Origin of the sequence: Neisseria chenwenguii (assembly GCF_002216145.1) — a bacterium.
Classification (GTDB): domain Bacteria; phylum Pseudomonadota; class Gammaproteobacteria; order Burkholderiales; family Neisseriaceae; genus Neisseria; species Neisseria chenwenguii.
The window spans coordinates 1001558-1026456 of record NZ_CP022278.1; the positions used below are offsets into that span (position 1 = coordinate 1001558).

24 protein-coding genes and 1 pseudogene are annotated in these 24899 nt (G+C 53.8%); 10 read left to right on the forward strand and 15 right to left on the reverse strand.

Annotated elements, in window-relative coordinates; all coding sequences use genetic code 11:
• From BG910_RS04950 to BG910_RS04965, 4 genes are all read right to left on the reverse strand, one after another.
• On the reverse strand, positions 1 to 2415 hold the full coding sequence (locus BG910_RS04950) for a VirB4 family type IV secretion/conjugal transfer ATPase (RefSeq protein WP_089035886.1): 2415 nt from the start codon (positions 2413 to 2415) through the stop codon (positions 1 to 3).
• Positions 2315 to 2749, reverse strand: a complete 435-nt coding sequence (locus tag BG910_RS12760; protein ID WP_089035887.1) for a VirB3 family type IV secretion system protein — start codon at positions 2747 to 2749, stop codon at positions 2315 to 2317. The genes BG910_RS04950 and BG910_RS12760 overlap by 101 nt, the downstream gene beginning before the upstream one ends.
• A gap of 17 nt (positions 2750 to 2766) precedes the next feature.
• The gene (locus tag BG910_RS04960) at positions 2767 to 3081 is read right to left on the reverse strand and encodes a TrbC/VirB2 family protein (RefSeq protein ID WP_123805455.1); all 315 of its coding nucleotides are present in this window, start codon (positions 3079 to 3081) and stop codon (positions 2767 to 2769) included.
• 69 nt (positions 3082 to 3150) lie between these two features.
• A complete protein-coding gene (locus tag BG910_RS04965; RefSeq protein WP_089035889.1) occupies positions 3151 to 3786 on the reverse strand; it encodes a lytic transglycosylase domain-containing protein in 636 nt (211 codons plus the stop codon).
• Positions 3787 to 4487: 701 nt separating this feature from the next.
• Here BG910_RS04965 and BG910_RS04970 point away from each other — a divergent pair.
• Positions 4488 to 6071, forward strand: coding sequence for an L-lactate permease (locus BG910_RS04970; protein WP_089035890.1), 1584 nt, complete (start codon positions 4488 to 4490; stop codon positions 6069 to 6071).
• Positions 6072 to 6139: 68 nt separating this feature from the next.
• On the opposite strand, the gene BG910_RS04975 is transcribed toward BG910_RS04970, so the two are convergent.
• Positions 6140 to 6412 carry an oxidative damage protection protein gene (locus BG910_RS04975; RefSeq protein ID WP_089035891.1) on the reverse strand — a complete coding sequence of 91 codons (273 nt, stop codon included), beginning with the start codon at positions 6410 to 6412 and terminating at the stop codon, positions 6140 to 6142.
• 93 nt (positions 6413 to 6505) lie between these two features.
• The gene (locus BG910_RS04980; RefSeq protein WP_089035892.1) at positions 6506 to 7042 is read right to left on the reverse strand and encodes an alpha/beta hydrolase; all 537 of its coding nucleotides are present in this window, start codon (positions 7040 to 7042) and stop codon (positions 6506 to 6508) included.
• Between the two features lie 295 nt (positions 7043 to 7337).
• Between BG910_RS04980 and BG910_RS12185 the strand changes: the two genes are divergently transcribed.
• Together BG910_RS12185 and BG910_RS04985 are read left to right on the forward strand one after the other, a co-directional pair.
• On the forward strand, positions 7338 to 7475 hold the full coding sequence (locus tag BG910_RS12185) for a hypothetical protein (RefSeq protein ID WP_157694030.1): 138 nt from the start codon (positions 7338 to 7340) through the stop codon (positions 7473 to 7475).
• Between the two features lie 165 nt (positions 7476 to 7640).
• On the forward strand, positions 7641 to 8093 hold the full coding sequence (locus tag BG910_RS04985; RefSeq protein WP_157694031.1) for an META domain-containing protein: 453 nt from the start codon (positions 7641 to 7643) through the stop codon (positions 8091 to 8093).
• Positions 8094 to 8232: 139 nt separating this feature from the next.
• Here the strand turns inward: BG910_RS04985 and BG910_RS04990 are convergent, their stop codons facing one another.
• The 3 genes from BG910_RS04990 to BG910_RS12190 form a co-directional block, all read right to left on the reverse strand.
• Positions 8233 to 8583, reverse strand: coding sequence for a hypothetical protein (locus tag BG910_RS04990; protein ID WP_089035894.1), 351 nt, complete (start codon positions 8581 to 8583; stop codon positions 8233 to 8235).
• Complete coding sequence (locus tag BG910_RS04995; RefSeq protein ID WP_089035895.1) at positions 8570 to 9349, reverse strand: exodeoxyribonuclease III; 780 nt, start codon at positions 9347 to 9349, stop codon at positions 8570 to 8572. Before BG910_RS04995 ends, BG910_RS04990 begins: the two co-directional genes overlap by 14 nt.
• A gap of 738 nt (positions 9350 to 10087) precedes the next feature.
• Positions 10088 to 10438 carry a hypothetical protein gene (locus BG910_RS12190; protein ID WP_123806072.1) on the reverse strand — a complete coding sequence of 117 codons (351 nt, stop codon included), beginning with the start codon at positions 10436 to 10438 and terminating at the stop codon, positions 10088 to 10090.
• Between the two features lie 120 nt (positions 10439 to 10558).
• Here BG910_RS12190 and pyrE point away from each other — a divergent pair, with 120 nt between their 5' ends.
• The 3 genes from pyrE (at position 10559) to argA (ending at position 13122) form a co-directional block, all read left to right on the forward strand.
• Complete coding sequence (gene pyrE, locus BG910_RS05010; protein ID WP_089035898.1) at positions 10559 to 11200, forward strand: orotate phosphoribosyltransferase; 642 nt, start codon at positions 10559 to 10561, stop codon at positions 11198 to 11200.
• 216 nt (positions 11201 to 11416) lie between these two features.
• Complete coding sequence (locus BG910_RS05015; protein ID WP_089035899.1) at positions 11417 to 11812, forward strand: MJ0042-type zinc finger domain-containing protein; 396 nt, start codon at positions 11417 to 11419, stop codon at positions 11810 to 11812.
• Positions 11809 to 13122 (forward strand): amino-acid N-acetyltransferase, encoded by a 1314-nt coding sequence (gene argA / locus BG910_RS05020; RefSeq protein ID WP_089035900.1) that lies wholly within the window; start codon positions 11809 to 11811, stop codon positions 13120 to 13122. The genes BG910_RS05015 and argA overlap by 4 nt, the downstream gene beginning before the upstream one ends.
• A gap of 729 nt (positions 13123 to 13851) precedes the next feature.
• On the opposite strand, the gene BG910_RS05025 is transcribed toward argA, so the two are convergent.
• Genes BG910_RS05025 through tsaB form a run of 3 tightly spaced genes read right to left on the reverse strand, consistent with a single transcriptional unit; the run spans position 13852 to position 15775 of the window.
• On the reverse strand, positions 13852 to 14667 hold the full coding sequence (locus BG910_RS05025; protein WP_089035901.1) for a uracil-DNA glycosylase family protein: 816 nt from the start codon (positions 14665 to 14667) through the stop codon (positions 13852 to 13854).
• The gene (rimI, locus tag BG910_RS05030) at positions 14661 to 15101 is read right to left on the reverse strand and encodes a ribosomal protein S18-alanine N-acetyltransferase (protein WP_089035902.1); all 441 of its coding nucleotides are present in this window, start codon (positions 15099 to 15101) and stop codon (positions 14661 to 14663) included. The genes BG910_RS05025 and rimI overlap by 7 nt, the downstream gene beginning before the upstream one ends.
• Complete coding sequence (gene tsaB / locus BG910_RS05035) at positions 15098 to 15775, reverse strand: tRNA (adenosine(37)-N6)-threonylcarbamoyltransferase complex dimerization subunit type 1 TsaB (RefSeq protein WP_089037145.1); 678 nt, start codon at positions 15773 to 15775, stop codon at positions 15098 to 15100. The genes rimI and tsaB overlap by 4 nt, the downstream gene beginning before the upstream one ends.
• Positions 15776 to 15977: 202 nt before the next feature.
• Here tsaB and BG910_RS05040 point away from each other — a divergent pair.
• Positions 15978 to 16257, forward strand: a pseudogene (locus BG910_RS05040) (oxidative damage protection protein).
• A gap of 552 nt (positions 16258 to 16809) precedes the next feature.
• Here the strand turns inward: BG910_RS05040 and garD are convergent.
• A complete protein-coding gene (gene garD / locus BG910_RS05045) occupies positions 16810 to 18363 on the reverse strand; it encodes a galactarate dehydratase (protein WP_089037146.1) in 1554 nt (517 codons plus the stop codon).
• Positions 18364 to 18694: 331 nt separating this feature from the next.
• Between garD and BG910_RS05050 the strand changes: the two genes are divergently transcribed.
• On the forward strand, positions 18695 to 19516 hold the full coding sequence (locus BG910_RS05050; protein ID WP_089035903.1) for a class I SAM-dependent methyltransferase: 822 nt from the start codon (positions 18695 to 18697) through the stop codon (positions 19514 to 19516).
• An 877-nt stretch (positions 19517 to 20393) separates the two neighbouring features.
• On the opposite strand, the gene BG910_RS05055 is transcribed toward BG910_RS05050, so the two are convergent.
• Positions 20394 to 21347 (reverse strand): AEC family transporter, encoded by a 954-nt coding sequence (locus tag BG910_RS05055; protein WP_232462240.1) that lies wholly within the window; start codon positions 21345 to 21347, stop codon positions 20394 to 20396.
• A 52-nt stretch (positions 21348 to 21399) separates the two neighbouring features.
• Between BG910_RS05055 and BG910_RS12195 the strand changes: the two genes are divergently transcribed.
• Both BG910_RS12195 and rmuC read left to right on the forward strand, forming a co-directional pair.
• Positions 21400 to 21540, forward strand: a complete 141-nt coding sequence (locus tag BG910_RS12195) for a hypothetical protein (RefSeq protein WP_157694032.1) — start codon at positions 21400 to 21402, stop codon at positions 21538 to 21540.
• Between the two features lie 68 nt (positions 21541 to 21608).
• Positions 21609 to 23084, forward strand: coding sequence for a DNA recombination protein RmuC (gene rmuC / locus BG910_RS05060; protein ID WP_089035904.1), 1476 nt, complete (start codon positions 21609 to 21611; stop codon positions 23082 to 23084).
• 47 nt (positions 23085 to 23131) lie between these two features.
• On the opposite strand, the gene BG910_RS05065 is transcribed toward rmuC, so the two are convergent.
• On the reverse strand, positions 23132 to 24778 hold the full coding sequence (locus tag BG910_RS05065; protein WP_089035905.1) for an ABC1 kinase family protein: 1647 nt from the start codon (positions 24776 to 24778) through the stop codon (positions 23132 to 23134).
• Positions 24779 to 24899: the final 121 nt, after the last annotated feature.

Below are 24899 nucleotides of genomic sequence, written 5' to 3' on the forward strand. Positions count from 1 at the left end.
TTAAGCCGCACGCGCATTTCTCTTCGCAGCACGGCGTTCCTGTAATGCCTCCACAAACGGGCGATACCAGACTTCGGGATTTTCGCTGCCTGCGTCTTCCATTACGCGATGCAAAAGCTCTACATTGTCGGACGAGCCGGAAAGGAAAGCCATTTCATCTTGAAAACCGTATAAATCCAGCATAGCAAATGCCGACTGCTTCGACTGTTTCACCAAGAACGTGCGGCTTTCCAGTGAGAGCTTGACCAGTTCGTCAAACTCTTTTTCAGTCAGACCGCAGCGTTGATAGCTGTTTTCATATTCCGCGTCGGGGTTGGGCAGGAAGATTTTGGTCGGTGTCTGCTGCACAATCGCCGCAAAAATCGGACAGTTAATCGCGTCTTCCGGTGATTGTGAAACCAAAATCAGCCAACCATCACGTTTCCGGTCGGTTTTTAAGCCTTTCAACAAAACGTCCTGCAAAACAGGGAAACGTGCCGGCCACCAGAACTCTTCCACAATCGTTGCCAAGAGGCCGTTTTCCTTAGCGACTTTGTCCAGCATGATATTGCGCAGGTGGAACATATACGCCAATACCGGCCCGGTGGGAGGGTAGTTATCTTTCAGAATATCTGTCAGATCGAATCCGACACGGTAAAACTGCTCTGGGTCAAACAGATTGGTCGGGTTGTCCAAGCACCATGCAAAACGGCCGTCTTCGCTGCGACACCATTTCGATAAACGGACGCGTAATGAATTCGGGTCGGGGCTGATAGGAATGGATTGCAGCAAATGGCTGAAATGACGGTTTTCAAAGTCCAGGCTGAACACGGTATCCACAGCAAACTGGATTTCTTTCTCTTCCGTAGCCGTGAGTTTTCCGTTCTCGTCTGCGCCGCACATACCCACCAAGTTATATAAAAACTCACGGTTAACCGGCGTGTCAGGCAGTTGGAACGGGTTCAGGCCGGTTGGCTTGCCTGCTTCAAGTGCGAAGTATGAGCCACCAATAGCTCGGATAAAGATTTCCATGCCTCTGTCTAAGTCCATCACAAACATATGCGGCCTGAAACGTTCGGTAAACGCCATCATTGAGGTTTGCAGCGTGGTCTTGCCCGTACCGGTTGCCCCCAATATCAGTGTATGGCCGGCGATTTTTTCGCCAACGTTGTCTTCTTTCGGATTGGAAAAATGGAAGTTAAAATCGTAAATCGTCTTAGACGTGGTTTGCAGCGGCATAATCGCCGTACCGTCTCCAATCGGATTACCCAATTTCTTACCGTGCGAGTAGTTGTGGATACCGAAGGTACTTGCAAAGTTGGTGGTCGTTTTAGGAAAAGAGCGCGGTTTTTCACGACTTCCCGGCACTTGACTAAAAAACGTCGCAGGAGCGGACAAACCGGCTTTAGTAAAACGGTAGCCGCCCGAGTTCAAAAATGTGGAGTAGGCACGCGCACCGTTGGCTGCCGCTTCTTCCGCAGTTTTACCGTAAACTACCAAAGCCGCATGATAATCACCAAACATCAGCTCACCTGAAGTCAGCAGACCTTGGCCATGTTCCAGCTCTTTAATCTGCCCGGTAGCTTTATCATTTACCGAATTCAGATTGTTCAACTGTTTACGGATTTCACCCTGCATTTCATACGGATTGATGAACACAAGGCTTTGTGTAAAAGTAAATTCACACGGCAAGCGCAGAATGGACGTGAGGATTTTCGGCTTGCTGATACCAAAGTCTTTCAAGTCGAACATCTGCGCAAATTTACGCATACCGCTTTGGGTTCGGATTTCGCACAAATCCGAACCGAAATGCAGATTACTACCGGCAATGGTCTGATACGCATCCACCGCAGACAGCGGAATTTCTTCATATGTGCCGTTAATCAGGCTACCGAAGAAACTGTACACTTCAGAAAAAGGCACGCCGTTTTCGTTTTGATAGGCCGTCAGCAGATACGGATCGTATGGCTCAAGCGAGCGCATCAGAATCTGAATCTGCTCTTCTGCTTCTTTGATACCCGAATCCAAGTAGTCGGTTTTAATCAAAACCGTCAGGTGATAGACGTTTTCGTAATAATCCGCTTCCTGGAAACGCTTCAGGTATTTGTCGGTAAACTGGCGCGTGAAGGCCGTCTGAAAACCGTATTCGCGGTCGAATACGATTTTTTGACGTTGCAGCGTCCCCCATACTGCCAAACGGTTGCCCAATGTTTTGCCCATGCCGGCCAGCAGGTTACGCAAACCGACAAATGACGCGAACAAATGTTTGTCGTCCACTCCGTCGAAAGGCAAGCCTTCCATACGGATAACAAAAGCCAAATGGCCGGTTTTGTAGTTAACGATGTTGTTTGTAACGTGTTGGCAGACTTTCGGTAGAAAATCCGACTGCGCGGGCTGCGCCTTTAGCGCGTTGCTCAAAAAATCGCTGATAATCACTGTGTTGTCTCCCGAATTTCGTGGCGAGAATGGTATTGGTGCCATTGAACATTTTGGCATTGCGGCGGCGTAGGAAATACTTCACTTCATAAAAGTAAATCCGCAGAGCTTGGTCATCGTTGGCACATATGGTATGCAGGAATGCCAAAAACGGCAGCGGCAGCAGCAGGAAAAACAAAGCCCTTCCTTGAAGGAAGGGCATAAGCACCAAAGCTGCCATCATACCTGCAAATCCACAAGCTGCCACCGCAGGAAGCGGAATTCCCAAAACCATTGCCTGACGGCTCAAGGCATTAAATGTATGATGTTCGGTATGAATATCTTCTCTTTGCATGTGAGAAACCTTTTGAGTTAGAAGCTCATTTTACCGCCTGTTGCAAATAACCAAGCTACAAGCGCAATAGAAGCACCCGCACCAACAATGTATAAGCATTCTTCTAAAATATCTTGCCATGATTTACGACCGCCACGCGCCTGAAAAAATGCCCATAACAGAGTAATACTGAACAAGATACCGACAAATGTATAAAGCCCAGTACGAAATTTTGTTGCCGCCCCATTTGCGTCACTAAAACCATCTGCCATTGCAATCTGAGCGACTGAAATCAACAAAGTTACCGCAATAGCTTTATGGTTATTTGCTGCCTTTTTGATGAGATTCATCATAATTTTTTTCCTTTAAAAAAACAAAAAAAGCCGCATAAAGCGGCAACAAAAAAAGCCCGAAGGCCACACTTAAAATTCTTGAAACACGTCCCACGCTTCATGCCGGCGTTTCATGGCTACCGGAACAGCCTTTGCCGTTTCCGCCGCAACCGCAACATTCTCCGTCTTCAATTTGACAGCAGATTTGGCAGGCGAAGGCTGAACATAAGCAGCAGCCATCAGCACAGAATTCTTACTCAACCGTGCATAGCGGTATTTGACATTTTTCACATACGCTCGCGTTTCAGCATAAGGCGGAATGCCCCGGTATTTGTCGACTGCACCTTCACCGGCGTTGTATCCGGCTAAGACCAAATCCATGTTGCAGCCCGTCGGGTGGTTACGGTCAGGGTAACGGTTGCACAAAAAACGCAGATAGCGCGTGCCTGCAATCAGGTTTGGCTCAGGATGGTAGAGATACTTGGGATTGACCCCCATACGCGCTGCCGTGGGTGGAATAATCTGCATCAGGCCGCGTGCGTTTTTATGTGATAAGGCATTCGGGTTTCCCGAGCTTTCCCGTCCCATCACCGCCCAAATCATGTTCGGGTCAAGACGCTGGGCTGCTGCGTATTTCTCGACTAAAGCGGCATATTGCGGAAAGGTAAGCCTTTCCGCCTGAGCCGCTGATGCGGTAAAAATCATCGCCATCAAAACATACTTCATTCAACCTCCTGTTGGAAAAAAATAAAAAAGCAATATTTAAAGCCCTCCAAACAAAGGGCTTAAATATTGCTTCTGCATTATTTCTATGTACTAAAACTGTGTGCCAAATTTGTGACTGAAAGTACCTGAATTGTACTGTTTTATATTGAAGTTGCAGGCTTCACTCTTTTTTAAAAACAATCAGTTATATTTTATATTATGGACTTTTAATCCGTTGGTCGAGCGTTCGAATCGCTCACGACCCACCAGATAAAAAAATGAGCCTGAACAAACGTCCAGGCTCATTTTTATTGCCGGCCGGCATTTGAAACACAACATCCGGCATACCGACGCCCGGTTACAGCGTCAGACCCAACCAATCTTACATCCCCAAGATGTCAGGCCGTCTGAAAATTACTGCCGCAGCAGTTTTCAGACGGCCTTATTGCATTTTTCAGACGGCACGGTTGGCTGCTATGAAAAATAGTATCAAGCCATAACCCGTATCATTATGAACATCCTGACGCTTCACGCCGAGCCGAAGGCTTACCTGTATTGGGTTTTCGATATGGCGGTTAACAAACCGCTTGACCGATTACATTAAATTACTTAAAGTAACTGCCGTTAAAGGTAAATTGGTACAACCAATTTATTCCGAAATCCAAGCCGTTTTCAGACGGCCTTTCGGCGGTTGAAATCCGCTGCGTCAAAAAGGATAATTTATGGAACTTTTCCTCAGTATTGCTCCCATCGTGCTGCTGATCTGGCTGATGGTCAAGAAAAACAGCATGCCTTCCTACATCGCGCTGCCGCTGGTGGCTGCGCTGATTTACGGCATCAAAATCGCCTACTTCGGCGACGATTTTATGCTGCTCAACGCCACCGCCGCATCCGGTCTGGTTTCGACGCTGACCCCGATTACCGTGATTTTCGGCGCGATTATGTTCAACCGCATGATGGAAACCACCGGCTGTATCGACGTGATCCGCAAATGGCTGGCCACCATCAGCCCCAATCCCGTGGCACAGCTGATGATTATCGGCTGGGCGTTTGCCTTTATGATTGAAGGCGCGTCGGGTTTCGGTACGCCGGCTGCGATTGCCGCGCCGATTCTGATGAGCCTGGGCTTCAATCCGCTGAAAGTCGCGGTTTTCACGCTGGTGATGAACTCTGTTCCCGTGTCGTTCGGCGCGGTAGGTACGCCGACTTGGTTCGGTTTCGCCCCGCTCAACCTCAGCCCCGAAACCGTTCTGGAAATCGGTAAACAAACCGGCATCATGCATTTCTTTGCGGGCTTTATCATTCCCGTCATCGGCCTGGGCTTTATCGTGCCCCGGGAGGAAATCCGCAAAAATCTCGGTTTCATCGGCATCAGCGTGTTTTCCTGCACCATTCCGTATGTTTTGCTCGCCTTGGTCAACGACGAATTCCCGTCATTGGTGGCCGGCGCCATCGGCCTGATGGTTTCCGTATTTGCCGCCAACAAAGGCTGGGGTTTGAGCAAAGACTACCAAAAAGACGCCGGCGTCGAAAAAGTGCCGTTTGTCCAAGTTGCCAAAGCGCTGGCGCCTCTGGGGATGCTGATCGGCATGCTGGTCGTGACCCGCATCAAACAGCTCGGCATCAAAGGTCTTCTGACCAGCAGCGAACCCTGGTTCAGCTTCTCATTGCCGGGTTTGAGCGACATTACCGTTACCCAGTCGCTGACCATTATCTTCGCCGATATTTTCGGTACCGGTGTGGCCGAAAAATATCAAACCCTGTACGTTCCCGCGTGGATTCCGTTTGTGTTTACCGTATGGATCTGCATCGCGCTTTACAAAACCAAGTTTAAAGACGCCTGGTCTTTCTATGCCGCGACCTTCCATCAAACCAAAAAACCGCTGCTGGCGTTGATGGGCGCGCTGATTATGGTCAAACTGATGATGGTCGGCGGTGACGGCTCAATGGTAAAAATCATCGGTAAAGAATTTGCCGCCATGGCCGGCGACAACTGGATTTACTTCTCGCCGTATCTGGGCGCAATCGGCGCATTCTTCTCCGGCTCGAACACCGTATCCAACCTGACCTTCGGCCCGATTCAGCAGCAAATCGCCGTCGATACCGGCCTCTCCGTAACCCTGATTCTCGCCCTCCAGTCGGTCGGCGGCGCAATGGGCAACATGGTTTGTCTGAACAACATCATCGCCGTGTGTACCGTGGTGAACGTACACAATTCCGAAGGCGCGATTATCAAGAAAACCGTGATTCCGATGGCGATTTACGGCGTGATTGCGGTAGTAGTTGCGATGATTTTCTTTATGTAAACGGATAAAGCAAAAAGGCCGTCTGAAAACCAAAGTTTTCAGACGGCCTTTATTTTCGACCCAAAACCTTACGCTTCGGGCGGCACATAGCCCTGCACTTTATCCGCGCCGTCGCCGAAGAAATACTGTTCCATCTGCTGCGCCAGATATTCGCGCGCGCGCGGGTCGGCGAGGCTGAGGCGGTTTTCGTTGATCAGCATGGTCTGGTGGCGCGTCCACGCGTTCCATGCTTCTTGGGAAACGTTTTCAAAAATGCGTTTGCCCAATTCGTTGGGCAGCGGCGGGAATTTCATGCCTTCGGCTTCTTTGCCGAGTTTGACGCAGTTCACCATGCGGGTCATGGTTTGTTCCTTTGTGTGCGGGTTTCAGACGGCCTTATTTTATAGCGAAACGGCTGAAAAACCAATGCGGCGCGAGACAATGCCGTCTGAAAACTAACGGCTCAACAGCATTTCCTGCATCAGTTTCATGCCCCACTGCCAACCGCCGAGCGCGCCGTTCAGACGGCCTGAATGCGGCGACACCAAGAGGCGTGCGTTCCAAAGCGCTGCTTTCTCCGCTGCCCAGTCGTGCGGACAGCCGCCGCTCTCACCGACGACCAGCGCGGCACGGCAGGGAATGCGCACTTTTTGGAATGTATGTTCCGCATCGTCGGGCAGCGCGTCGGGGTTTGGAGAAACCAAAATCACGTTGCACAAACGGGCGCGCGCTTGGATATCGGCGCGGTAAAGCCAGGCCAGCAAGGCAAAAACGCCTACGCCGTGCGCTACTGCTGCCACGCGCCCCGAGCCTGCGCGGCTGAAGGCCGTCTGAATTTCGGTCTGCCATTGTTCCAAACGCTGCCCGCGCGAAACTTCGGCGGTTTCAATGACGGGATAGCTGAGCGCCCAGCGGTCGATCCACATTTCGGGTTCGGCGGCATCGCGCACGAGCAGCAGGGTCAAATCTTCAAGGTCGCGAGTGGTAAGCATGGTGGATTCCTGTTTTTCAGACGGCCTGAAGTAAGTATAACAAAGCGGCCGTCTGAAAAAGTGTGCGGATTGCGTTTTATTAAACTTTCAAATGGCATGATTAAACTTTTTCAAAAATCAGACAAAACTTTAATCTGATGCGCCGAACTCTTTAACCCGGCGCCGGCCGCCGCAAAAGTATAAAACAAGTTTTACAAAAACGGGACACACTGCAACGCCCCGCCCCGATACCATAGCCCTGCGCCGTATTTGACTTGCAGCGCTTTTCCGTAACTTCCAAATCAGGAGAATTTTCATGAAAAAAACCGCTATGGCCGCTGCCGCTCTGGCTGCTCTGTTCGCAATGACTGCTTGTTCTAAAACCGCCGACACTTCTATGCCGGAAACTCAAAGCAGCGCACCTGCCGTACAGCAACCTGCTTCAGGTATCTAAGCATTCAAAATGCCGATGGCTGTTTGAACCGCGATGTTCAAACAGCCGTTTTCTTTTGTTGTTCAGACGGCCTGAAATCTGAAAAATACCGTGCAGATGTCTGCCTTTCCACCAGCCAAATATTTGAGTTAGAATTCAAAAATGTTCTATGTGAAAGGAAAACTCATGCGCACTCTATCTCCTCTTCTCATCGTATTCACACTGGCAGCCTGCACCGCACCTGCCAAACAGCCGTCCACACCGCCCGATCCCATTGCCAACGGCGCCGAGCCTGCCCATGCCGCCGTAAAAGCCCAATGGCGGCTGACGGCAATCGACGGTAAGCCCCTGCCCGCCGCCGCCCGCTATTATTTAGACTTAAGCGAACTGCCGCGCGCCCGCGCAAAAATCGGCTGCAACAACACATATTTCAACGCCCGTATTGCCCGCAATACCCTCAACATCGGCACCATGACTTCCACGCTGATGGCCTGCACCGACAAACTATCCAACCAACTGGAAAGCGCGTTTGCCCAAGCCGTACAAGAGCAAAAAGTACCCTACCGTTTGCAGCAGCAAAGCAAAACGCTGATACTCAACGCGCCGAATGGCTCGGTTTGGACGTTTGAACGGTTTTAGTGCCGTCGAAAAAAAAAACAGAAACGTTCATCCGCCATTCCTGTGCAAACAGGGATGACGGACGAACGTTTGTTTTCATTCAAACAAGAAATATGCCCGCCCAAACGGTCTGTTTTCACATCATGCCGTCTGAAAATTTTCAGACGGCCTTCAACCAATCCGCCAGCGTAAACGCCACCAGCAAACCGGCGGGCACATGAATCACCGCGCAAATCACCATAAAAAACAGAATATTGCCAACCGCGCCCCAACCCTTCCAACCGAAACATTTCGCCGCAATCAGCAGGCACGGCAAACAGAGGCCGAGCCAGGCCAGCGCCCATGCCGGGTTGGCTTTGGTCGCCGGCAGCCAGCCGAGCATTCGGGCCAGTATAAAAACCGTCCACACCAAAACCGGCAGCAATACCGCCGCCATTACCCAAGCCGCGCCCAAGCCGTCGCGACCGCTGAATTTCAAATCGTATTTGCCCAAAACTTTATTCGGCAGCATAGTCATACTCCACCACCAAAGGCGCGTGGTCGGAAAATTTTTCGTCTTTATAAACGTGTGCCGACTGCGCTTTGTCCGCCAGCCCGGGCGTTACCATTTGGTAGTCGATGCGCCAACCCACGTCTTTCGCATATGCCTGCCCGCGGTTGCTCCACCAAGTGTAGCCGGGAACTTCGGGATAGAGCGTGCGCCACATATCCACCCAGCCCAAATCGGCGATGACTTTGCCGATCCATTCGCGCTCTTCGGGCAGAAAACCTGAGTTTTTCTGGTTGCCTTTCCAGTTTTTCAAATCAATGTTTTGGTGCGCGATGTTCCAGTCGCCGCACACCACAATATCGCGCCCTTCGGCCTGCATTTCGGCCAGCATCGGGTAAAACGCATCGAGAAAACGGTATTTCAATTCCTGCCGCTCGGGCGCGCTGGTGCCGCTGGGCAAGTAGAGCGAAATCACGGAAAGTTTGCCGAAATCGCAGCGCACAAACCTCCCCTCGCGGTCGAATTCCTCGATGCCCATGCCGACCCGCACATTATCCGGCGCCCGTTTGCTGTACACCGCCACGCCGCTGTAACCGCGCTTTTCCGCACAATGCCACGCGCCGTGCATACCGTGCGGATTTTTCATGTCGTCCGACAAGTCCGCCTCCTGCGCCTTCAACTCCTGCACGCAGACAATATCCGCGCCCGAAGCGGCGATGTATTCGTGAAAACCTTTTTTGTAGGCGGAACGGATGCCGTTAACGTTGGCCGAAATAATTTTGAGCATGATGAATTATGTGGGGAAAATAAAGGTGTATTTAAATTTTAACAGAAATGCCGTCTGAAAATCGGTTTTCAGACGGCATGTTTAGAAATATCGGAAAAGTCAATCCGAACGGTTTTTACGGTACAGGCGGTAAACCGCTTCAGCGGATAAAATCCCGGCTACCATTACGATGGTCAGATAGGGCTCGCCGATTTGATAATGCCTGCCGAGAAACGATAAAGGCAGGATTACGGCTGCATAGATAAAAACCGAATCCCAGCCCCTTGATTTTATTGTGTGTTTCATAGTGCACCTAAAGATTAATCGGCAACATATCCACCATTTCTGATGCGCATTTCAATATCAATTGCCATCAGCCTAGCATCTTGCTCGGAAATGTTGCTGACGTTTTCAATATGTCTTGCCAGCGCATAACTGATTGGTACACCGGGAACGCCGAAGCGTAAGCCTAAAAAATAGATGCGACATCAGCAAGCGCATCAGCATCTGAAACAAATCTGATTTCGTCTGGCAAAAGTTCTCTCATAATCAATAAATCCTTGTTTTGAAATTGTGAAAACAGGATGGAGATTCCAACTTATTATGATTTTCTGGTAATTGTCAAGGCTGCGGTGCTGAGCAGGATAGCCGTGCGAATGCAGAACGTATATGGCACTAAACAGCAAATAATATTTATTATTAATTATACTAGAACTGTCAAGCAATACAGGGCCATGCACACCGAAACTGGATATTTTTTTAAATATTTTGCCTTTCGTAAAGAAAAGGCATAATTTGCAATGATTTTATTTTGGATGCGGATAAGCGGGAAACAGGGCCTGGTAAAGATAATACCGTCTGAAAAATATTTTTCAGACGGCCTTTTTCTGCACAGCAAAACCCTGCCGGTGGCTGGGCGAGGTCGAAGCCTGCTTGAATTGGGGAAATGTTTGAACGGATTTCGGTTAAGATCAGCCACCGGTTGTAACCGGCGTTTGCGAATTTCAGACGGCATGGGAATTTCGGAAGAATGACAAGGCCGTCTGAAAACCCCGCCGTCAACACGCTTTTGCCTGATACGCAAACACAAATACATATTTCTCCGCCCAACTGACCCTTCTTACAACAAGCCGTCTGAAAAAACTGTTTTCAGACGGCCTTTTTTCGCCGTTCTGTCCGCAATCCATTATAATAAGCGCCTCAAATCAAAGGCCTTTAGGGAGAAAAGCCATGTCTGATTTCCGTCAGGATTTTCTGAAGTTCGCCCTCGCACAGAATGTGTTGAAGTTTGGCGAATTCACCACCAAAGCGGGGCGGCAGTCGCCGTATTTTTTCAACGCCGGCCTGTTTAACGACGGCGCTTCCACGCTGCAGCTGGCGAAGTTTTACGCGCACGCGATTATCGAGAGCAAGGTCGGATTCGATATGCTGTTTGGCCCGGCCTACAAGGGCATTATTCTGGCCGCCGCGACGGCGATGATGCTGGCCGAACAGGGCGTCAACGTGCCGTTTGCCTACAACCGCAAAGAAGCCAAAGACCACGGCGAAGGCGGCGTTTTGGTCGGCGCACCGCTCAAAGGCCGTGTTTTGATTATCGACGACGTAATTTCCGCGGGGACGTCCGTGCGCGAATCGGTGAAGCTGATTGAGGCAGAAGGCGCAACGCCCGCCGCCGTCGCCATTGCGCTCGACCGCATGGAAAAAGGTACGGGCGAGCTGTCTGCCGTTCAGGAAGTCGAACAGCAATACGGCCTGCCTGTCATCGCCGTCGCCAATCTCAACGATTTGTTTGCGCTTCTGCAAAACAACACCGAATTCGGCGGTTTTTTAGAGCCCGTGCGCGCCTATCGCGAAAAATACGGCGTGGCGTAAACAGGACGTCTGAAAAACGTTTTAATGCCGTCTGAAAACAACAAACACAATCTTTCAGACGGCCTCGGGGCTTCCGTTTTTTACGCGGCCATCAAGGCGTGAAAACGCGCCTGCCCCTCAAAACCTCACTTTAAAAATCAGTGCAAAGCCGATCAGGAAATCCGCCCGAAGAGCGCGGTTCAGTGGTTTTGCCATACATTACGAAACGAGTTTATCATGCCGGCATGTACCTGCCCCCATTGCGCCACCAACATCTGGGTTAACGATTCTCAGCTCTCCGTCGCCAAAGGCTTCGTTGTCTGCACCAAATGCGAAGGACTGTTTAAAGCCAAAGAAAATCTGGCCGACCTCAAAGGCCAAATCCAAACCAAGCCCCTGCCCAGCGCCACCAACGACAAACGGCAGGAAAAACACACCCCGCCCAAAGCACCCGAGCGCCGGCTCTCGCGCAACGAATTGGCCGATTTGCTCGACAACGTGATTACTACGTCCAACGCGGCCAACGCCGCAGCCGCCGTTCAGGAAAAAGAAGGCGTCAACTGGACATTGGCCGTGATGATTGCACTGACCGTATTAATCATGCAGCTCTTTTATCTGGTTTTACTGCTATGAATCCACCCGACGGCTTTGTCGGCGGCTTCCGCGAAGCCGCTCCCTACATCAACCACCTGCGCGGCAAAACGCTCGTTATCGGCATTGCCGGCAGCCTTTTGCAGGGGCCGCCCCTCCGCCGGCTCGCCGCCGATCTCAACCTCATCGCCAGCTTGGGCGTGCGCCTTGTCGTCGTACACGGTTCGCGCAGCCAAATCAACCGCCTCGCCCAAGCCGACGGCCTGACCCCGCAATACCACCAAGGCCGCCGCATCACCGACGAAGCCACCCTCCAATACGCCAAACAGGCCGCCGGCATCCTCCGCAGCGACATCGAAGCCGCGCTGTACAGCAGTTTCGCCCAATCCCCCCAACGCAGCAAACCCATCAGCGTCGCCTCCGGCAACTTCATCTCCGCCAAACCCATGGGTGTCATCGACGGCACCGACATGGGCTATACCGGCCTCGTGCGCAAAACCGACACCGAAGCCGTCCGCCAACGCCTCGACGACGGCGCCATCGTCCTCATCAGCCCCATCGGCCACACCCTCAGCGGCAAAACCTTCAACCTCAGTATGGGCGACATCGCCGAAGCCGCCGCCGTCGCCCTCCAAGCCGAAAAACTCATCTACCTCATCGAACAAGACGGCATCCTCGATTCAGACGGCCGCCTCATCACCAACCTTTCTGCCGAAGAAGCCCGCCGCATGATGGCGAAAAACCAGGCCGCCCCCCGCCAAGAGCGGCTGCTCCGATACGCCGTCAACGCCGTCGGCCACGGCGTCGGCCGCACCCAAATCCTCAACGGCAACGACGACGGCAGCCTGATCCGCGAACTCTTCACCCGCCACGGCGCCGGCACCTCCGTCGCCCGCGATGCCTTCGTCCGCATCCGCCAAGCGCACCACGACGACATCCCCGCCATCATGTCGCTCATCCGCCCGCTCGAAGAACAAGGCATCCTCCTGCGCCGCAGCCGCGAATACCTCGAAGACCACATCGGCAGTTTTTCCGTATTGGAACACGACCGCTGCCTCTACGGCTGCGTCGCCCTCAAAACCTTCGCCGATCCCCAATCCGCCGAACTCGCCTGCCTCGCCGTCTCCCCCGACGCCCAAGCCGGCGGCTACGGCGAAATGCTGCTCAAACACATCACCGACCAAGCCCGCCGCAAAAATATCCGCCGCCTGTTCGCCCTCTCCACCCACGCCGGCGAATGGTTTGCCGAACGCGGCTTTCAGACGGCCTCCGCCGACGACCTTCCCGAAGAACGCCGCCGCGACCATGTAGAAGGCGGACGGAACTCGAAAATCTTCGTTTACCCGCTTTAAGCCGGAAATCCGGCATGGAAAGCGTAAGCAAAGCAGAGGCCGTCTGAAAAATTCAGACGGCCTCAAATATTTGTAAAAATAAAAAACGTCCGCCTAAATGCCGGCTGAAACGGTTAATCCCACAACCGACGTCATTCCCGCGCAGGCGGGAATCCACGGCCGAATACAGACAATAGATTGTTTTAAATAAGTTTCAGAAAACCAAACGTAGATTCCCGCTTGGCGCGCACGGCTGTCCGAAATAAATTTCTCTAAAATATCAATATCAAATCGTTACAAGATTGACATTTCAGAAAATGAAAACGTCGAAATATCAAAAAGTCAGCTGAACTAAAATCCGCAAAAACAGCTGATTTTCGACGTCAACTTTTGAAGTTTCTACAATCTGCCCCCCTCTCCTGCGCCTTGCGCGCCTGCCCTCAAAGGGGGGCGAGAGGGTTAGGGAGAAGGCGGGGCTTCGTAGAAGCACGTTCTGCTTGGTTTTCTGAAAAATTTACCATTTCAGAAAAAGAACTACCCCCTCCCCAACCCTCCTCCTTCGAGGGCAAGCGCATAAAGCACGGGAGAAGGAGCGGATTGCCGCAGGCCGACCATTGGCGATTTTGAGTCCGACCAAAACTGAAAACCCTGAAATCATCAGCATTTCAGGGTTTTCAGACGGCTTTCCGGCAGGTGTTTTTTATTTCTCCAAATGTCCCTGTCTTCGCACTTCTCCGCCAATCACCCCGCTTAATGCCCGAGCAGCCGTTTCAATTTCTTCAACTCCGCCCATGCAGCGGCTTTGAGCTGCGGCTGGCGCAGCAGGCGGGCGGGGTGGGAGGTGGTGAAATACGGCGTTTCACCGCAGAGCATTTCCATAAGCGCCACTTGTTGCGGCTGCTCGAAAATCTGGCCGAGAAACCAGACCGCTTTGGGCTGTGCCTGCGCCAGTTCGGCACACATCTGCGGCAGCGCGGCTTCAATCCGCGCGGTGTCGGGCATAGTGTTGGACGCGCTCGGGGTTTTGACCCAACAGGTTTTGTGCACCTGTTCGGGCGCGAGGCCGACGGCGGCAATCATGTTGTCGAGCAGCACGCCGACGCTGCCGCTGAAAAGTTTGCCGACCGCGCCGTCTTCCACGGCGGGGCAGATGCTGACCACCATGACTTCAGACGGCCTGACTTCGGCCTGCGGCAGCGGCGCGAGGCCGTCTGAAAGATCGCTCGGAACAGCAGTTTGCGGCATTTCGGCCTGACTGCGCGCGACGGCGGGCGGCGGTTCAGACGGCCTTGCAGTTTTCACGGCATGATTTTTCACCGCTTCAACCGCCGCCTGACGCGCGGCGTTCGTCATATGGTTTTGCGCCACGGCCCGAACGGCTTCGGCCATCGGCTTGGCCGCTGTCTGCGGCGTTTCGGCATGGTCGGGTGCACGCGGAATGCCGTCTGAAACACGGTTGCCGAGCGTAGTCGAAGTGTCAGACGGCCTGAACCGCGCCTCGCGGTTGAGCCACATCGGCCCCAGTCCTAAGGCTTCGTGCAGGTGCAAATAGCGGCTGCTTAACATATTTTCTCCATCAAAACAGCGTCTTCACGCCCGTTTGCCAGCGGATAGTAATCTTTGCGCCGCCCGCATTCCTGAAAACCGTATTTGCGGTAAAGGCGCTGCGCGGCTCCGTTGGCCGCGCGCACTTCCAAAAAAAGCCTCGTCAGCGCTTCGCTTGAGGCCGTCTGAAACCAGCGTTCCAGCAAAACCGAGGCAACGCCCTGACGGCGGCATTCCGGCGCGGCGGCAATCAGGTGCAGTTCCGATTCGCCGCACACACTCTGCCACACGATAAACCCCTGTATTACATCATTTTTTTCACACACCAGCACCGTATCCGTGCGGCTGTTTAACGCGGATTGAAACTGTTTTTTCGACCAGGCCGACGGGTTGGATTGTGCGTCGATTTCAGCCAAACGCGCGCAGTCGGCGGCAACAGCGGTGCGGATGTTCATGACGTCGCCTTGCGCGCGGCCTGCTCCGCGGCGGTCAGCGCGATTTTGTCGCGCACATACAAAAGTCCCGCCTGCGCGGCGCCGACGGCGGGATAACGCCCCGTTTGCGCGAGGTTTAAATAATCGGCGGCGGTAGGCATATCGGGTTTGCCCGCAAACGGCGGCGGCTCGCTCAGCGCAAACGCATTGCCGATGCCGTCTGAAAATTCCGCACCTTCGGGCAACGTGATTTCCGCCGCCTTACCGACCTGATACGCGCTCAAACGGCGGTGGTTTGCCGTGTCGAACCAAGCGTAAAACACCTCGCCCATGCGCGCATCGATCGCCGCCAACACACCCGAACGGCCGGGCACGAGATGCGCCGCTGCGTCCAAACAGGGCACACCGACCAGCGGCACGGCAAACGGCGCCGCCAAGCCCTGCGCCACGCCCGCACCGATGCGCAGCCCCGTAAACGCCCCCGGCCCCTGCGCGTAAACTACCGCGCCCAAATCCGCCGCCGTAATGTCCGCTTCGGCAAAAAGCGCGCGGATCTGCGGCAAAATCAGCTCAGACTGTTTATTGCCCGCTTCCAAATGGCAGAGACGGGTTTCCCCGCCGGCAGAGAGGGCGAGCGAGAGGTAGGAAGTGCTGGTATCGACGGCGAGCGTCGGACGGCGGAAATCGGCGTTCATGGCGGGTTTTGAAGGTTTTTTAGGATTTTTCAGACAGCAATTATAGCATTGCCCAACAAAGATTTTCCTTGCGGAGATGTTCTTTGCCGAGGCGTTTTTTTCAGGATGCGGCAGGCAGTAAATGCCGACAAAATAACAATCCATGACGAAAGCAAGACCTTAAAATAAGGCCGTCTGAAACCCGCACACAAAGGAACAAACCATGACCCGCATGGTGAACTGCGTCAAACTCGGCAAAGAAGCCGAAGGCATGAAATTCCCGCCGCTGCCCAACGAATTGGGCAAACGCATTTTTGAAAACGTTTCCCAAGAAGCATGGAACGCGTGGACGCGCCACCAGACCATGCTGATCAACGAAAACCGCCTCAGCCTCGCCGACCCGCGCGCGCGAATATCTGGCGCAGCAGATGGAGCAGTATTTCTTCGGCGACGGCGCGGATAAAGTGCAGGGTATGTACCGCCCGAAGCGTAAGTTTTTTTGATGCAACGTGAATTCGGGATAAGCGATTTGAGTAATGCCTGATATTCCAGCCGCGTAGGGCAGGGTTGCCACCCCGCCGCTTTGCCCGAAGGCAGAGAATTACCCACTCAAACGTTTATCTCATTCTGCGGATGAGCGACAGGGTCGCAACCCCGTCCTACGGCAGGTGATTTCAGCATTTTCAATCAGTTTAAGATATTTCTTATCCCGAACGCACGTAATGTAACAATGAGGCCGTCTGAAAACTTTTCAGACGGCCTCACTCAAGTAGGGGGAATATGAATCCTGAACAAAGAAAGCAGTTGGAAGGCTGGTTGAATCAGGTACAGGTCGTGTTAGCCCACCTTAAGCGGGTGTAACACGACACAGCATAGTGTAAATCCCGACCACCCCCACTATTTTCAGACGGCATGGGATGTTTTTTGGATTTTTTAATCTTTATGTCCGTTTTGCCGTGTTACGCCGTAAAAAAAAGCCGTCTGAAAAGACGGCCCCAAGCTCCAATGGAAGAGTGGAAAAGCGTAAATGCGGGTTGCCGGCCTGTGGAGCGTTGTCAGGTTACCGGCGCGGGGTTGAATACGGAGAGCGCGTTGTGCAGCCCCCATTGATCCGACCAAGTTTCTTTTTTGCCGCTGGCAACGTCTAAAATGAAGCGGAAGATTTCCCAACCGATGTCTTCGATGGTGGCTTCTCCCGTGGCGATACGGCCGGCGTTGATGTCCATCAGGTCAAACCAGCGCTCGGCCAGGTCGGTGCGGGTGGCGACTTTGATCACGGGCAGGGCGGCGAGGCCGTAGGGGGTGCCGCGTCCGGTGGTAAACACCTGCACGGTGATGCCCGAGGCCAGTTGCTGCGTGCCGCAAACGAAATCGCTGGCGGGGGTGGCGGCGAAAATCAACCCTTTTTTGGTCGGGCGCTGGCCGGGAGACAAAACTTCGACAATCGCCGACTGGCCGGATTTGGCAATCGAGCCGAGGGCTTTTTCGACCACATTGGCCAGGCCGCCCTTTTTGTTGCCGGGCGAGGGGTTGGCGCTGCGGTCGGTTTGGCCGGCGCTGAGGTAGTCGTCGTACCACTTCATTTCTTCCAACAGGCGGCGGCCGACGTGTTCGTCAACGGTGCGGGGCGTGAGTAGATGAATCGCGTCGCGCACTTCGGTCACTTCGGAAAACATCACGGTTGCGCCGCAGCGTACCAGCAAATCGGAAGCGAAACCGACGGCGGGATTGGCGGTTACGCCCGAGAAGGCGTCGCTGCCGCCGCACTGCATACCGACCACCAAATCCGAAGCCGAACAGGTTTCGCGTTTGCGCGCATTGAGTTTGGCCAAGTGGCGGTCGGCGGTTTGCAGAATCGAATCGACCATGGCCTTGAAGCCGATGAATTGTTCGTCCTGCAAACTGGTGATGCTGGCGTTTTCGGGTTTAATCGGAATCGTATCGCTTGTACCGTCTAAAAGCCGCGTCGGTTGCAGTTTTTCGCAGCCCAAGCCGATGACCATGATTTCGCCGCCGAAATTCGGGTTGAGCGCGATGTTGTGGATGGTGCGGATGGGCACGACCGCCGCGGGCGCATTAATCGCCACGCCGCAGCCGTAGAGATGGTTGAGCCCGACCACGCCGTCCACATTCGGATATTTCGGCAGCAAATCGCGCTCAATCAGTTTGACGACATAATCCACAACGCCCGCCACACAATGCACGCTGGTGGTAATCCCCAGCAGATTGCGCGTACCGACGCTGCCGTCTGAATTTCGGTAGCCCTCAAACGTAAAACCTTCCAGCGGCTCAAGCGCGGGAGCGGGGCGGGTAGCCAACGGCAGCGTGTCGAGCGGCGGCGCTTTGGGCAGAACGACTTTGGATTCGTCTATCCACGAGCCTTTGGGCAGCGGCTGCGCGGCAAAGCCGATGACTTCGCCGTAACGCACGATTTCCGCGCCCTCGGCAATATCCGACAGCGCCACTTTGTGCCCCTGCGGAACGTGTTCCACCAACGTGAGGCCGTCTGAAAACTGTGCGCCCGCAGGCAGGCCGTTGCTGTTGACGATAATCGCCACATTGTCGGTGGGGTGGACTTTGATATACAGCGGTTTGGAATCGGTGGTCATGGCGTGTCCTTTCGGATTTTTGTTTTTTGCCATCATAGAGCAGAGGCGGAAGAAAACGCATTGTGCGGCTGCACAGGATTGGGCGGGAAAGTAGGGTGGTTTGCGGGGGGATTGAACAAAAAGCAGCGGCGTTTGCAACAGCTTGGGCCGTCTGAAACTTACGCCTGTGCGGGAACAACACCGTTTGGGGCGCCGGCCGTTTCAGACGGCCCCAAGTATTTGATCAAGAAGTGATGTTGTCCGATAATATTTATATAAAACAAGCGTTAATGCCGTCTGAAAAAATGTATCCGCTATCCGAAGCGCCTGTTTGATTGTTTAGGAGAACAAGATGGACACCGCAAAAATTTCCCCTGCCGCCGTTTCCGCCCTTTCAGCCACCATGCTGATTACCCTGTGGGCAAAGGCGGTGGAGACGCTCAAGCCCGAACCGCTGTTGCGCGATGCAGAAGCGTCGCGCATGGTGGCGCAGATTGATTTCGACTTTTCCATATTTGAAACGGCGAAGGCCTCGCAGGTCGGCTGTTGCGCCCGCACGCTGCTGCTGGACGGCATCACGCGCCGTTTTTTAGGGAAACATCCCGATGCGGTGGTGGTGCAGCTCGGAGCGGGGTTGGATGCCCGTTACGAACGGCTCGGCAGACCGCCCGTTACCGCTTGGTACGATTTGGATTTGCCCGAAGTAATCGAACTGCGCCGCACGCTGCTGCCCGAATCGGGGAATATTTACTTGGCCGCGTCAATATTCGACACCGATTGGATGCAGACCGCCGCCGCGCACGGGCAACCCGTTTTGCTGCTGGCGGAGGGCGTATTGATGTATTTCGACGAAGGCCGTCTGAAAAACTGGATTTCGCTGTTAAAACGTCATCTTCCAAACGCCGAAGCAGCGTTCGACACGCTGCCGGTCAAGCTCGTCGGCCGCCAAAAACAGCACGACGCCCTGCGCAAAATGGGCGGCACGCCGCCCGAGTTCAAATGGGACGTAGCGGATGCGGCCGACGTCGAAGCGCTGGGTTGGGAAGTGATGGAACAACACGGCTTAAGCGGCGTTGCGGGCAGGCGCTATCCGCTGTTGCTGCGGCTGATGTATCTGACCGCATGGGGACGGCGGAACTTTGACCAGAAAGTGTTCCGAACAAGGATTGTTTGAAACGAAAAGGCCGCCTGAACATTCAGACGGCCTTTGTGTATCACCAAAACGCTTTGTTTGTCGTTAATTTAATCGGATTATTTAGAGGCATCCGCCATATTTTGGGCAACATTGGTTGCGCTTACGGTCAGGCCGGACATACCGATAAGGGAAGCGGCGGCCAATTTCATCAGTTCTTTCATTTTCAGTCTCCTTTCGGAAGTGTTTTATTTGTGGTGCATTTCAGTTCGGATTTATTTTTTATTTGCTGCTGCGATATTGCGTGCAATGATGGCAGTGGTGGCGCTCACACCGGCCATACCGATTAAAGACGCAGCAGCTAAAGTCATCAGGCGTTTCATTTAAAAGTTCCTTTAATTTCAATACATTCCAATGTTATTTTACAACATTTCTCAAACTGTCGGCTCGGTTGGCCTTGCCGACGGGATGCATCATACCGCCTAAACAGTTAAATTAACCATCTTTTTCGTAAATAAAATTTATGCATTATTGGATTTAAACTTATTTTTGATAATTAATTTTTTGTTTTGTAAATGACACCGATGTCCGACAAAATGACACCGATGTCTGAATTACAAAAAAGTTACACGCCACTGATTTTTAGCGCCCTCGTCGGTATTTTGTGGCAGGAATTTTGTCTCATTTTCACACATATTTTTTTAATTTCATTATTTTCAATAAGTTATAAATATCGATTAATCAGTTACTTTCCAACAAATTAGCCAATCCCTATGCCGCTCATTGTCAAACTCAAACAAAACGCCGTTTAAAACCAAAAAAGGCCGTCCGAAAACCCCATCGGAAGTTTTCAGACGGCCTGCTGCGCTGTGCAGTTTGAGCATACCCGCCAACCAGCAAAGTTTTCATACGGCCTCTGCTACATCAGCCCCAAGCTGCGCAATATCACAATTCCTGCGGCGGCACTGAAGCCCGAGCCCAGCGTGGTGATGCCGGCAACATTCGCGGCGGCGGTATCGTTGCCGCCCATGGCTTTGACCATCGGATAGGCCGCGGCGGCGACGGGGGTGGCGGCCATCAGGAACACGATGCCCAGCGGCATTCCGCGCAGTCCGAACATCAAACAGACGGCAACGGCGACCGCCGGCGCGACAATCAGACGGCCGATACTGCCGAGCATGGAAACATCGCCAAGCCGCCCCAACGAACGGAAGTCAAACGCCGCACCTGCGCAAATCAGCGCCAGCGGCACCGCCAAATCGGCCACATAGCCGACTCCTTTCATCACGGGTTTGGGCGGCAGGAAATGCAGCATTTGCAGCAGCGCGGAAATCATGATGGCGATAATCAGCGGGTTGGCGGCGATTTTGTTCAGCGTGCCGAGCAGTTTGGCGCCGAAGCTGCCGGTTTGGGTGCGGCTCAGGCAGATGACGCCGAGGATGTTGAACAAAAATGTAATCGCACCCGTATAAATCGCGCCGCCCGCCACGCCCACATCGCCGTAGGCGTTGATGACATACGCCAGCCCCATCGTGCCCAAATTGCCGCGGAACACGCTCTGCACAAACACGCCCTTGTCACGGACATCGGGCACAAACTTCCACGCAAACGCTTCGCCCAAGAGGTAACACGCCAACACCGACACCACACCCGCCGTCAGCAGCTGCGCCTGTTCGCCCAAATGAATTTCGCCCTGAAGCAGCTTGTCGAAAAGCAGGCAGGGCAGGCCGAAATAAAACACGATTTTCGCCGCCTGCGCGACAAAAGCCGCGTCAATCATGCCGACACGGCGCACAAACACACCGACGGCCAGCAACATCAGGCTGGGCAGGGTCACGTTGAGCGCGAACCAGACAGATTCGAGAAACTGCACAAGTTTTTCCTTTATATTTGTAGGAACGGATTTTCAGACGGCATTGAGGGCTTTGGGGCAGGCAGGCCGTCTGAAAAGCGGCGAAGCCGTCAAACCTTTTCCCGACGACGTACCTGCCGAAATTCAGACGGCCTCAAACGCCTTTCCGAATCATACTCCAAAGGCCGTACCGCAGGCAGGCTTCGCACGCTGAACACCGCAAGCCGTGCTATATTTACGTTTTTCCGTTTTCCCGAATTTCGTTTTTCAGACGGCCTGACCATGACCTACACCGCCCTGCTCATTCCCGCCGCCGCCTTTCTTTTCGGCGCGCTCATCACTTGGCTGTTTGCCCGCAACGCCGCGCAGGCGCAGCAGTTTGCCTTGCAACAGCAACTCGCCGAACGCGCCCGCGGCCAGCAGTTTGCCGAAGAGCTGCGCGAGGAAGCGCTGGCCGAGTTGGCCGAATCCCGCCGCCACATCCAAGATTTGCAGGCCGAAGCGCAGGAATTGTCCAACCGCTTTTCCGCCGCCTGCCAGCAGATCGAACATTTGCAGGAACGCGAAGCCGAAGCAGGCCGTCTGAAAACCGAGTTTCACGATTTGCAGCAAACCGCGCAGGCTTTGGAAGTGCAAAACGAGCGGCTGCACACCCAAATCGCGCAGGAAAAAACCGCCGCCGCCGAAAAGCTCGCCCTACTCGCCGACGCCCGCCAAAGCCTGACCGACCAGTTTCAAAACCTTGCCAACGCCATCCTCGAAGACAAAAGCCGCCGCTTTGCCGAGCAAAACCGCGAGCAGCTCGGGCAGCTGCTCAATCCCTTAAACGAGCGCCTCAGCGGTTTTTCCGAGCTGGTGCAGAACACCTACGAAAAAGAAGCCCGCGAACGGCTGACGCTGGAAAACGAACTCAAACGCCTGCAAACCCTCAACGCCCAGCTTCACAGCGACGCCAAAGCCCTCACCGACGCACTCACCGGCACGCAAAACAAAACGCAGGGCAACTGGGGCGAGATGGTGCTCGAAAGCATCCTCAAACACAGCGGCTTGCAGAAAGGGCGCGAATATACCGTCCAAGCCGCCGCCGAGCGCAAAGAAGACGGCGGCACGCGCCGCTTCCAACCCGACGTCCTCGTCAACCTGCCCGACGGCAAACAAATCGTCATCGACGCCAAAGTCTCGCTCACGGCCTATGTGCGCTACACCCAAACCACCGACCCCGCCGAGGCCGAGCGCGCCCTGAAAGCCCACGCCGCCAGCGTGCGCGCCCACGTCAAAGCCCTGTCGCAAAAGGATTACAGCGACCTCGAAGGTGTCAACTCACTCGATTTCGTGTTTATGTTCGTCCCCGTCGAACCCGCCTACCTCTTGGCGCTGCAACACGACGAAACCCTGCTGCAAGACTGTTTCGACAAACGCATCATGCTCGCCGGCCCCGGCACCCTGCTTGCCGCCCTGCGCACCGTCGCCAACCTCTGGCGCAACGAACAGCAAAACCAAAACGCGCTCGCCATCGCCGAAGAAGGCGGCCGCCTCTACGACAAATTCGTCGGCTTCGTGCAAACGCTCGAAGGCGTCGGCAAAAATCTGGAACAGGCGCAAAACCAGTTTCAGACGGCCTACAAACAGCTCGCCGAAGGCCGCGGCAACCTCGTCGCCCGCGCCGAAAAACTGCGCCTCTTGGGGGTAAAAGCAGGCAAACGGCTGGACAGGCGGCTCGCAGATGAGGCGCTGGGGGTGGAGAATAAGGAGGAGTGAAGAAAAGCCGTCTGAATATTCAGACGGCCTTGTTTTTTCAGACGGCCTCAATGTTTCCCCGAACGCCAAATCGACCAGATGATCCAAATGCTGTTGGCAAAGGCGATTAGATAGCCGATGAAGCCGATGAATTTCGGGCCGGTGTCTATGCTCATGACGATGGACGAGCCGATAATCAGGGCGGCGGTGACGATGCCCATGGTGAGGCGGTTGGTGGCGCGGTCGATTTGGTGGCTGAGCTGGTCGAAGCGTTTGAAATCGAGGGTCACGCCCATCTGCCCTTTTTGCAGGCGGCGGCTGAGGCGGAACAGGTTTTGCGGCAGTTCGTCGGCGGCCTGCAAAAGGGTTTGCAGGTGCATTTTGCTTTTGCGCAGGATGTGTTCGGGCGCGGCGCGTTCTTTAAAGGCGGTGGCGACGATGAGTTTGGCACGTTCTAAAAGTTCGGTTTGTCCGTCGAGCCGTTTGACGACGCCTTCGAGGGTAATCAGGGTTTTGAACAGCATGACGAGGTCGCCCGGCAGGGTCAGGGCGTGGCTGCGCATGATTTGGGTGATGTCGTTGATGACTTGGCTGATGCGCAGGTCGCGGATCGGGGTGTGTTCGTAGTTGAGCAGCATTTCCAAAACGTCGGCGCCGAGCAGGTTCTCGTCGGGCAGATCGCCCTGCGCCCAGTTGCTCAAGACGTATTGCATGGTGAACTGGTCTTTGCGGGTCAGAGCGTTGATGAGGTCGATGATTTCGCGGCGGCGGGTGGCGGAAAGGTGGCCGACGAGGCCGAAGTCGATAAAGGTGATGCGGCCGTCTGAATTGATAAAGATGTTGCCCGGATGGGGATCGGCGTGAAAAAAACCTTGCTGTAAAATCATGGTAAACAGGGTATCGGTAATCCGCGCGGCCAGTTTAGCGCGCATTTCGGGCGCGAGGCTTTCGATGTCGGTGTTTTTCAGAAGGGTGTCGGTAATCTGCTCTTGAACGAGAATCTGGCGGTTGGAAATTTCGGGGTAAACGCGCGGAATATGGATAAATTCGTGATTCTCAAAGGTTTTGCCGAAACGCTGCATATAGCGCAGTTCGACCGACAAATCGGTTTCTTTCGCCAGCGAACGGGCAAAATACTGCACCATCTGCGAGGGCTGGTAACGGCGTGTTTCGGGGATTTCGGATTCGATGAGGTTGGCCAGATGGTTCAAAATCCGCAAATCGGCCTGAATCACGGGCTCGATGTCGGGGCGTTTGATTTTCACCGCCACCGTTTCGCCGCTGGACAACACGGCCTGATGCACCTGCGCAATCGACGCGCTGCCGATGGGCACGGGATCTATGCTTCTGAATACTTCGCCAACCGGCCGGCCGAGCTGAAACTCGATTAAGCTGCGGATGTTGTCCACCGGAATCGGTGCAACATTGCTTTGCAGCCGCTCGAATTCCTCAATCCACTCCGAGCCGAAAATGTCCACCCGCGTCGACAACACCTGCCCGAGTTTGACAAACGTCGGCCCCAGCTCTTCAAACGCCATGCGGAAACGGCGCGGCGTGCTCAAATAACGGCTGTTTGGCTCGGCATCATCGCTGTCGCTCTGATGGCTCAATTTGATGCGCTGCACAAAGCCGCCCAAGCCGTGTTTGGTCAGGATAGTAATAATTTCGCGCATCCGCGAAATATCGCGCATCGCCAGCAGAGTCGGAATCATCATCGGATTTTGGCTTCACAAAGGTTGTTTGGAAACAAGATTTTAACGCAATATAACTTTTACTTTTTTGCCAAGTATCTGATTATTTAATACAATCTGTTCAGACCTTATCTTTCGGGCGCCC

Bases quoted from the DNA above. Each gene is read 5' to 3' on its own strand.
- BG910_RS12760 (WP_089035887.1), bottom strand. From the start codon at position 2,749: ATGCAAAGAGAAGATATTCATACCGAACATCATACATTTAATGCCTTG.
- BG910_RS04960 (WP_123805455.1), bottom strand. From the start codon at position 3,081: ATGATGAATCTCATCAAAAAGGCAGCAAATAACCATAAAGCTATTGCG.
- BG910_RS04965 (WP_089035889.1), bottom strand. From the start codon at position 3,786: ATGAAGTATGTTTTGATGGCGATGATTTTTACCGCATCAGCGGCTCAG.
- BG910_RS04970 (WP_089035890.1), top strand. From the start codon at position 4,488: ATGGAACTTTTCCTCAGTATTGCTCCCATCGTGCTGCTGATCTGGCTG.
- BG910_RS04975 (WP_089035891.1), bottom strand. From the start codon at position 6,412: ATGACCCGCATGGTGAACTGCGTCAAACTCGGCAAAGAAGCCGAAGGC.
- BG910_RS04980 (WP_089035892.1), bottom strand. From the start codon at position 7,042: ATGCTTACCACTCGCGACCTTGAAGATTTGACCCTGCTGCTCGTGCGC.
- BG910_RS12185 (WP_157694030.1), top strand. From the start codon at position 7,338: ATGAAAAAAACCGCTATGGCCGCTGCCGCTCTGGCTGCTCTGTTCGCA.
- BG910_RS04985 (WP_157694031.1), top strand. From the start codon at position 7,641: ATGCGCACTCTATCTCCTCTTCTCATCGTATTCACACTGGCAGCCTGC.
- BG910_RS04990 (WP_089035894.1), bottom strand. From the start codon at position 8,583: ATGCTGCCGAATAAAGTTTTGGGCAAATACGATTTGAAATTCAGCGGT.
- BG910_RS04995 (WP_089035895.1), bottom strand. From the start codon at position 9,349: ATGCTCAAAATTATTTCGGCCAACGTTAACGGCATCCGTTCCGCCTAC.
- pyrE (WP_089035898.1), top strand. From the start codon at position 10,559: ATGTCTGATTTCCGTCAGGATTTTCTGAAGTTCGCCCTCGCACAGAAT.
- BG910_RS05015 (WP_089035899.1), top strand. From the start codon at position 11,417: ATGCCGGCATGTACCTGCCCCCATTGCGCCACCAACATCTGGGTTAAC.
- argA (WP_089035900.1), top strand. From the start codon at position 11,809: ATGAATCCACCCGACGGCTTTGTCGGCGGCTTCCGCGAAGCCGCTCCC.
- BG910_RS05025 (WP_089035901.1), bottom strand. From the start codon at position 14,667: ATGTTAAGCAGCCGCTATTTGCACCTGCACGAAGCCTTAGGACTGGGG.
- rimI (WP_089035902.1), bottom strand. From the start codon at position 15,101: ATGAACATCCGCACCGCTGTTGCCGCCGACTGCGCGCGTTTGGCTGAA.
- tsaB (WP_089037145.1), bottom strand. From the start codon at position 15,775: ATGAACGCCGATTTCCGCCGTCCGACGCTCGCCGTCGATACCAGCACT.
- garD (WP_089037146.1), bottom strand. From the start codon at position 18,363: ATGACCACCGATTCCAAACCGCTGTATATCAAAGTCCACCCCACCGAC.
- BG910_RS05050 (WP_089035903.1), top strand. From the start codon at position 18,695: ATGGACACCGCAAAAATTTCCCCTGCCGCCGTTTCCGCCCTTTCAGCC.
- rmuC (WP_089035904.1), top strand. From the start codon at position 21,609: ATGACCTACACCGCCCTGCTCATTCCCGCCGCCGCCTTTCTTTTCGGC.
- BG910_RS05065 (WP_089035905.1), bottom strand. From the start codon at position 24,778: ATGATGATTCCGACTCTGCTGGCGATGCGCGATATTTCGCGGATGCGC.